This window comes from Agriterribacter sp. (genome assembly GCF_035444585.1).
Lineage (GTDB): Bacteria > Bacteroidota > Bacteroidia > Chitinophagales > Chitinophagaceae > Agriterribacter.
Genome location: NZ_DAOMOZ010000222.1, coordinates 1 through 7,596 on the forward strand (window position 1 = coordinate 1; position 7,596 = coordinate 7,596).

Genomic DNA, 7,596 nt, shown 5'->3' on the forward strand with positions numbered 1-7,596 from the left:
CCGACCGCATCTCCGGATTTTAGTTTGTTGTTGTATTCTTCGGATTTAGCGCTTATGGCTTCGGATTTGAATTTTGTATGTTTCTTGTGATTTGTTATTTGGTGCCTTGCGTTCAGATGCGGTGCTGACCCTCCTGCGTCGGGTGCCGACCGCACCTTTGTGATTTGTTATTTGGTGCTTACCTCTCGTATTTCAATCTTACAGTTTAAAAAATATCTTCTTCTTATATAAAAAATAGCACAACCCCCATTCCAATGCAAAAATGATGAGGCTGGTGATCAGGTTCATCAAAAATTCCGGGAAATGCGCCATGTCCATCAATCCGTTGGTAATGGCGGTAACATAATCATTGAACCACCTGTGTCCTACGATCTCGAAGAACAAATAAATGAAAATAGAGTTCATGCCCACCACTGTAAAAAATAAAAGATGCCTGCGGTGATTGCGTATATCAATCCACCAGTAACAGGCGGCCAATGCCAGCAGGCACCAGCCCAATGAAGCCAGTGTAAAAGAAGTGGTAGCAATGCGCTTAATGATTGGCGTTATATGGAGCCAGTCTAAACCAAACCCCACCACCAGGCAAACTGCTGCCCAGATCAGTAGCTGCTTTGCTTTGTGGGCGCTTTGACCTAATAACAGTTTGCCGGCAAGAGCCCCGGCAATGGTATGCACGGCTGTGGGAATACAATTGATGGCTACCCATCCGCCACTATTGATTTTATTCATTAATAAAAGATCAACATAGTTCCCAAAGTTGTGCTGGTCGGTAAACGGCTGATCAAACCCCGGCACGTTGGTAAAACGGTATAAGGCTTCTGTGAGCAACAATATACCAACGCAAATGATCATTTGGGTTTTAGTGCTCAGCCTGAAGATCAAAAAAGCCACAAGCATGGTAAAAGAGAGCTGGGTCAGCACATTCCATAGCTCAAACGAAAGTCCATCTTTTCTTACGGCATAGTCTAATACACCCCAGAAAAAAAGCCATCCGCTTCTTTTCAGCGCTTTACGGAACGACTGCTGCCAGGGAACGCCGTTCTGCTGCTGTTTATGCAGTGAATAAGCCATGGCCGTACCTGCAATGAACATAAAGCCCGGTTGTATAAGGTCCCAGAACCGCAGTCCGTTCCATTTATGATGGTCGAACTGTATGGTTATATTGTGCCACCAGCTTCCTTCGGCGGCATCATTCAGCACGTGGTATAATCCTGCGGCTTCCAGTGCCAGCAAAACCATGATCAAACCGCGGAGGAAGTCGAGTGAGAGCAATCTTTTTTGAGCCATTGGAGATAAAGCGTTGGGGATAGTTGAAAATAATTCTGAAAAACTAAGTCAAAATTTTTTTTTTAACAAAAAAGCATAGACATTTGTGCCTCAGTCATGAAAAATAATACAAATAAATACTGGTGGTGGCATACAAACTCTTTATGGGGCTTGTAATGCTGTTATCGTATTTGGTATATTACAATATTCAGGCCCCGGTGATCACCGGGGTTTTTTTATGAAAATCGAATAAGGCTGTTATGAAGAAAGTTGCAATAAAAACGCAGTTCAAAAAAATGCTCTCCGATGTGTATACGCCGGTGGGCATGTACTTAAGGGTGAGAGACCGTTTCCGCGATACCATTTTACTGGAAAGCACCGACTATCACACCGCAGAAAACAGCTTTTCCTTTATCTGCATCAACGCCATTGCCGGAATGGAGATCACCAGTCAGCGGTCAATTGAATTTAAGCTGCCGGGGCAAAAGCCGGAACGGCTGCCGGTAAATGATCCGGCAGAAGTGCCTGCCATGCTGTGGGATTTTATGCAGCGCTTTGATGTGGAGCAGTCGCCGGATAAAATCGTTGCTGCCATTCAGGGATTATACGGCTATGCTACTTTTGACGCTGTTCAGTTTTTTGATACCATCACCTTTTCCAATCGCCATTCAGCGGGCACTTCAGATCACTCACCGTTTGCGCCCATACCGCTCATGCGTTACCGCTTATACCAGTACGTTATTGCCATCAATCATTTTAAAAATGAAATGTACATCTGCGAGAATATGATTCCCGGCTTAGCCAGCGAAGTGGAAATAGTAGAATCCCTGATCAGGAGCAAGGATGTACCGGTATTTCCATTCAGTGCAAGCGGCAGTGAAACTTCCAACATGACAGATGAAGCCTACCGGCAAATGGTAGAAAAAGGAATACAAAGCTGCTATCGCGGAGATGTATTTCAGATTGTATTGAGCAGGCGTTTTGCACAGGGTTTTACAGGTGACGAATTTAATGTGTACCGCGCCCTGCGGAATATAAATCCTTCGCCCTATCTTTTTTATTTTGATTACGGCGATTACAAGCTCATGGGCTCGTCTCCCGAAAGCCAGTTGATCATTAAGGACGGGAAAGCGGTGGTGCATCCTATAGCAGGCACATTCAAAAGAAGCGGCGACGACGAAACGGATCAGAAAATGGCAGAACAATTGTTGCTTGATGCCAAGGAAAATGCGGAGCACGTGATGCTTGTTGACCTGGCCCGGAACGACCTGAGCCGCCTTTGCGATGAAGTAAAGGTGAAGCATTACCGGCAGGTACAATACTATTCACATGTTATTCATCTGGTGAGTGAAGTAAACGGCAAGGTAAAAGCAGGAACCAATCCTTTTCATTTGCTGGCTGCCACTTTCCCTGCAGGCACTTTAAGCGGGGCACCCAAGTTTAGAGCCATGGAGCTGATTGATGCATACGAACCTACTTCGCGGAGCTACTATGGGGGGGCTATCGGCTTCATGGGTTTTAACGGCAGTTGCAATCATGCCATTATGATCCGCACTTTTTTAAGCAGGAGCAATACCCTGGTTTCACAGGCAGGAGCAGGTATAGTGGCTGCATCAAAACCAGAAAACGAATTACAGGAAGTGAACAACAAATTAAACGCATTGAAGAAAGCCGTGGAGCTTGCGGAACGGATCTGAAGAGAGAAGTGAAAGGTGAAAGGTGAGTTGTGAATAGTGAGTAACAAAATGATAAACTACAAATTACAAACAAACAGGCAATGAAAATATTGGTTTTTGATAACTATGATTCCTTTACCTACAACCTGGTGCACCTCGTGGAAAAAATATTGCATCAAAAAGTAGATGTATACCGCAATGACCAGATCAGTCTTGATAAAGTGGATGAGTACGATAAGATCATCCTTTCACCCGGACCGGGATTACCCGGAGAAGCCGGATTATTATTACCATTGATTAAACAGTACGCAGCTTCAAAATCCATACTGGGCGTATGTTTGGGACACCAGGCTATTGCTGAGGCTTTTGGAGGCCACCTGGTTAATTTAAGCACGGTGTATCATGGGGTGGCAACGTCTGTTACATTATTCAATGATAAGCAGCCCGAACTGTTTGCAGGCCTGCCTGCTGCGATTGAAGTAGGCCGGTATCATAGCTGGATAGTAAGCGATGATGGCTTACCCGAACAATTAGAGGTAACGGCACGGGATGAAAATAATTATATAATGGCATTAAGGCATAAGCAATATGATGTGCAGGGGGTTCAGTTTCACCCCGAAAGCGTATTGACGCCCGATGGAGAGAAGATCATGCGAAACTGGCTAAGCGCATCCGGGAGCATAAAGGATAAATAGCATAAGCTTGATTTCACAATTAAAAATTCCCCTGTATGGGCACAGGCATGAAAAAAATATTACAATACCTGTTCGAATACAAAACGCTTTCACGGCTGCAGGCCAAAGAGGTGCTGGTAAATATTTCCAAAGGCGCGTATAACGAAAGTGAGGTAACTGCATTTGTAACGGTATACCTTATGCGCACCATAACCATTGAGGAACTGCAGGGCTTTTCGGATGCGCTGCTGGAGTTATGCGTGCCTGTTCGGTTGGATGGTTACGGCTTAACCGATATTGTGGGCACAGGGGGAGATGGCAAAAACACGTTTAATATTTCAACGTTGGCCTGCTTTATTGTTGCGGGTACCGGACAAAAAGTAGCCAAACACGGCAATTATGGCGCTACTTCTGTAAGCGGCGCCTCCAATGTAATGGAACAACTGGGATACCGTTTTAAATCGGATATCAGTGCGTTGGAAAAGGAAGTGGAAGGAACAAATATTTGCTTTTTGCATGCACCGCTTTTTCATCCGGCGCTAAAAGCCGTTGGTGCTATACGCAAAAACCTCGGTATCCGCACTTTTTTCAATATGCTGGGTCCTATGGTCAATCCGGCCAATCCCAACTTTCAACTGGTGGGTGTATATAACCTGGAAATGGCGCGGATATACAATTACCTGCTGCAGCAAACCGGTAAAGCGTTTACGATCATTCATAGTCTCGACGGGTATGATGAGATATCGCTGACCAATGACACCAAAGTAATAACAAAAGAAGGCGAACGCATTATGACGCCGGAGCAGTTGGGCAAACGTATGGTGAGTGCAACAGATATCTATGGTGGCGCTACGGCTGAGGAAGCTGCCAGATTGTTTATGACCATATTAAAGGGCGAGGGCACCTGGGCGCAAAATGCGGTAGTACTGGCCAATGCGGCAATGGCATTGCACTGTACAGGCGCTTATGCAGACTATAATGATGCGTATCTTGCAGCCGTAGAAAGTCTGGAGAGCGGAAGGGCTTTGGGGGTACTGAAGAAGCTGAAGACGATGCAGTAAAGAATTGAAATGTAGAAACGATGCACCCGGCGCCCGACAGAAGGAGGGCACACCCATGCACCTGTGACCTGAAACCTGATACCTAATATGAATATTTTAGAAACAATAGTTAAACAAAAAAAAGTTGAAGTGGCGCAGCGGAAGCAGCAAACCCCGGCTGCAGTGCTGGAACAGGCGGAATGGTTTTCAAAGACGCCGCTTTCGTTGCGGAGGTTTTTACTGGATGAGAGTAAAACAGGCATCATAGCAGAATTTAAAAGAAAATCACCTTCAAAAGGATGGATCAATGCAGATGCTGACCCGGCTGTTGTTACCACGGCCTATACACAACATGGCGCATCAGGGCTGTCTGTGTTAACAGATGAAAGTTTTTTTGGCGGGAGCCTGGATGATCTTAAAAAAGCAAGGATCAGTAATATTCCTGTTTTGCGAAAAGATTTTATAATTGATGCATACCAGGTAGTGGAAGCGAAAGCTGTTGGGGCGGATGTGATCTTGCTGATTGCCGCTAACTTAACGCCGGCCCAGGTAAAAACATTAGCCTCAACAGCAAAAAACCTCGGACTGGAAGTGTTGCTGGAGATACATAGTAAAGAGGAGCTGGAACATATTTGTGATGAAGTGGATATTGTTGGCGTAAACAACCGCAATCTCAAAACATTTGAAGTGAGCATTGAAACATCGGTATACCTGGGTAACTTAATACCGGCTGATAAAATAAAGATCTCCGAGAGTGGAATAAGTGATGTGAAAACAATAAAGGAGCTGAAGGAACATGATTACAAAGGATTTTTAATTGGTGAAAATTTTATGAAAGCACCCGACCCGGCGATTGCTTTTGCCGCATTTGTTGAGCAACTTAAAAGCTAAAGACCATGCGCATAAAAGTTTGTGGAAACACGCAGTTAAGCCAGGTGTATGCCATGGATGAAATGGGCATTGAGTTCGCAGGGTTTATCTTTTACCACAAATCGCCGCGATATGTTGTAGGGCGTATTGACGGGGAAGAATTAAAAAAGGCGAAATTAAAGATCAATAAAGTAGGTGTTTTTGTGAATGACGGGTATGATGAGGTAATGGGTTATGTAGAGAAGTACGGGTTGCACATGGTGCAGTTGCATGGCGATGAATCGCCACGGCTTTGTGAGCGGATAAGCGAACAGGTGCCAACAATAAAAGTATTCCGGATCAAAGAAGGTGATAACATAGACTGGAAAATAAGAGAGTACAGAACGGTAAGTGATCTGTTTTTATTTGATACGGATTGGTTCAATTATGGAGGTAGCGGAAAAAAATTTGACTGGCATATATTGGATAGCGTACACATTAAAAAACCATTTTTACTGAGTGGAGGTATTGGTGTAGAAGATGCGGGCGCCTTACGTTCGTTTGCTGCCGGTAAGCATGGCGAAAACCTTTTTGCAGTGGATGTGAACAGCAAGCTGGAAAGCAGTCCCGGAATAAAGGATATGGGAAAAGTAAGAAAGCTGCTGGAAGCGCTGCGTAGCTGATTTATAGCATAGCTGCTGTACGAAGTCTCTGACTTCGTATACGCTATGTTCTTCAAAGTTTAAAACTTTGCACTTATGAATAACACCATTTTCAGGGATGGCTATGCCATCCGCGATCAGTTTGCTACCCATTTTCTTACGTTTACGGTTTGTGGCTGGATTGATTTGTTTACGCGAAAAATATATAAGGATATTCTTATGGATTCGTTTAAACATTGCCAGTTGAAGAAAGGATTGGTGTTAAATGCTTTTGTTGTGATGAGTAACCATGTACATTTAATTGCCCGGGCGGGAAACAGGGAAATCACCTTGAGTGATATTATAAGAGACTTTAAAAAGCATACCCATCATACCATGATGCCAATTATTCAGAGTGATGCTGAAAGCAGGAGGTTGTGGATGCTGCACCAGTTTAAATATTACGGAACAAGGAACAGCAGGAATGAAAATTATCAGATATGGACAAATGGTAATCACCCGGAGGAATGTTTCAGCCCGGGGTTTACTCAGGTGAAGGTCAATTATATTCATGAGAACCCGGTAAGGGCAGGCATTGTAAATCATGCGGAAGATTATGTGTATTCAAGCGCTGCGAATTACGCGGGCGGGCAGGGAATAGTTGATGTGGAAATATTATAAACATAGTCGGAGACTATGAAGAACATAAGAAATGCGAAGTCGGAGACTTCGCATAGCGTTACAGATTCTGCTGTACGAAATTCTGCTGTACGAAGTCTCTGACTTCGTACACTCTATGTTCTTCAAAGTTTTAAACTTTGAATTAACTTAAACAAGTGTACAATGATCAACAGAACAATAGCATTAGCCAAATATAAAGGCACGTTTGAGCAGCCGGATATCTTTGGCTACTACGGAGGATTTGGCGGAGCTTACATTCCCGAGATGTTGTATCCCAATGTGGAAGAGTTGAAAAGCCAGTACCTGAAAATAATGTATGAAGATGATTTTCAGAAGGCGTTCAGGGCTTTGCTTAAGGATTATGTAGGCCGGCCTTCGCCGCTATACCATGCAAAAAGATTGAGCGAAAAGCATGGCGCAACTATTTTTTTAAAAAGAGAGGACCTCAATCATACCGGTGCCCATAAGATCAACAATACCATTGGTCAGTTGCTTTTGGCAAGGCGGTTGGGCAAGCACCGCATAATAGCCGAAACCGGCGCGGGGCAACATGGTGTGGCTACGGCAACGGTATGTGCTTTAATGAATATGCAGTGCGTGGTGTATATGGGTGAAAAAGACATTGAAAGGCAGGCGCCCAATGTGGCCCGTATGAATATGCTGGGTGCAAAAGTTATACCTGCAACCAGCGGGAGTAAAACCCTCAAAGATGCCACCAATGAAGCGATCCGCGACTGGATCAACAACCCGGTAGATACGCATTATATTA

8 protein-coding genes are annotated in these 7,596 nt (G+C 44.4%); 7 read left to right on the plus strand and 1 reads right to left on the minus strand.

The window, feature by feature from the left end; genetic code table 11:
* Nucleotides 1-198: 198 nt before the first annotated feature.
* Nucleotides 199-1,287 carry an acyltransferase family protein gene (locus PLH26_RS18185; protein ID WP_324587455.1) on the minus strand — a complete coding sequence of 363 codons (1,089 nt, stop codon included), beginning with the start codon at nucleotides 1,285-1,287 and terminating at the stop codon, nucleotides 199-201.
* A gap of 239 nt (nucleotides 1,288-1,526) precedes the next feature.
* Here PLH26_RS18185 and PLH26_RS18190 point away from each other — a divergent pair, with 239 nt between their 5' ends.
* The 7 genes from PLH26_RS18190 to PLH26_RS18220 all read left to right on the plus strand — a co-directional run.
* The gene (locus PLH26_RS18190) at nucleotides 1,527-2,963 is read left to right on the plus strand and encodes an anthranilate synthase component I family protein (RefSeq protein ID WP_324587456.1); all 1,437 of its coding nucleotides are present in this window, start codon (nucleotides 1,527-1,529) and stop codon (nucleotides 2,961-2,963) included.
* An 80-nt stretch (nucleotides 2,964-3,043) separates the two neighbouring features.
* Entirely contained in the window at nucleotides 3,044-3,637 is a 594-nt protein-coding gene (locus PLH26_RS18195; protein WP_324587457.1) for an anthranilate synthase component II, read from the plus strand.
* A 35-nt stretch (nucleotides 3,638-3,672) separates the two neighbouring features.
* On the plus strand, nucleotides 3,673-4,677 hold the full coding sequence (trpD, locus tag PLH26_RS18200) for an anthranilate phosphoribosyltransferase (RefSeq protein WP_324587458.1): 1,005 nt from the start codon (nucleotides 3,673-3,675) through the stop codon (nucleotides 4,675-4,677).
* Nucleotides 4,678-4,764: 87 nt separating this feature from the next.
* On the plus strand, nucleotides 4,765-5,547 hold the full coding sequence (gene trpC, locus PLH26_RS18205) for an indole-3-glycerol phosphate synthase TrpC (RefSeq protein ID WP_324587459.1): 783 nt from the start codon (nucleotides 4,765-4,767) through the stop codon (nucleotides 5,545-5,547).
* Between the two features lie 5 nt (nucleotides 5,548-5,552).
* Complete coding sequence (locus tag PLH26_RS18210) at nucleotides 5,553-6,188, plus strand: phosphoribosylanthranilate isomerase (RefSeq protein WP_324587460.1); 636 nt, start codon at nucleotides 5,553-5,555, stop codon at nucleotides 6,186-6,188.
* A gap of 75 nt (nucleotides 6,189-6,263) precedes the next feature.
* Complete coding sequence (locus tag PLH26_RS18215) at nucleotides 6,264-6,827, plus strand: REP-associated tyrosine transposase (RefSeq protein WP_324587461.1); 564 nt, start codon at nucleotides 6,264-6,266, stop codon at nucleotides 6,825-6,827.
* Nucleotides 6,828-6,989: 162 nt separating this feature from the next.
* On the plus strand, nucleotides 6,990-7,596 hold a 607-nt coding region (locus PLH26_RS18220; protein WP_324587462.1), incomplete at its 3' end, for a pyridoxal-phosphate dependent enzyme.

Bases quoted from the DNA above. Each gene is read 5' to 3' on its own strand.
- PLH26_RS18195 (WP_324587457.1), top strand. From the start codon at position 3,044: ATGAAAATATTGGTTTTTGATAACTATGATTCCTTTACCTACAACCTG.
- PLH26_RS18185 (WP_324587455.1), bottom strand. From the start codon at position 1,287: ATGGCTCAAAAAAGATTGCTCTCACTCGACTTCCTCCGCGGTTTGATC.
- PLH26_RS18215 (WP_324587461.1), top strand. From the start codon at position 6,264: ATGAATAACACCATTTTCAGGGATGGCTATGCCATCCGCGATCAGTTT.
- trpC (WP_324587459.1), top strand. From the start codon at position 4,765: ATGAATATTTTAGAAACAATAGTTAAACAAAAAAAAGTTGAAGTGGCG.
- trpD (WP_324587458.1), top strand. From the start codon at position 3,673: ATGGGCACAGGCATGAAAAAAATATTACAATACCTGTTCGAATACAAA.
- PLH26_RS18190 (WP_324587456.1), top strand. From the start codon at position 1,527: ATGAAGAAAGTTGCAATAAAAACGCAGTTCAAAAAAATGCTCTCCGAT.
- PLH26_RS18210 (WP_324587460.1), top strand. From the start codon at position 5,553: ATGCGCATAAAAGTTTGTGGAAACACGCAGTTAAGCCAGGTGTATGCC.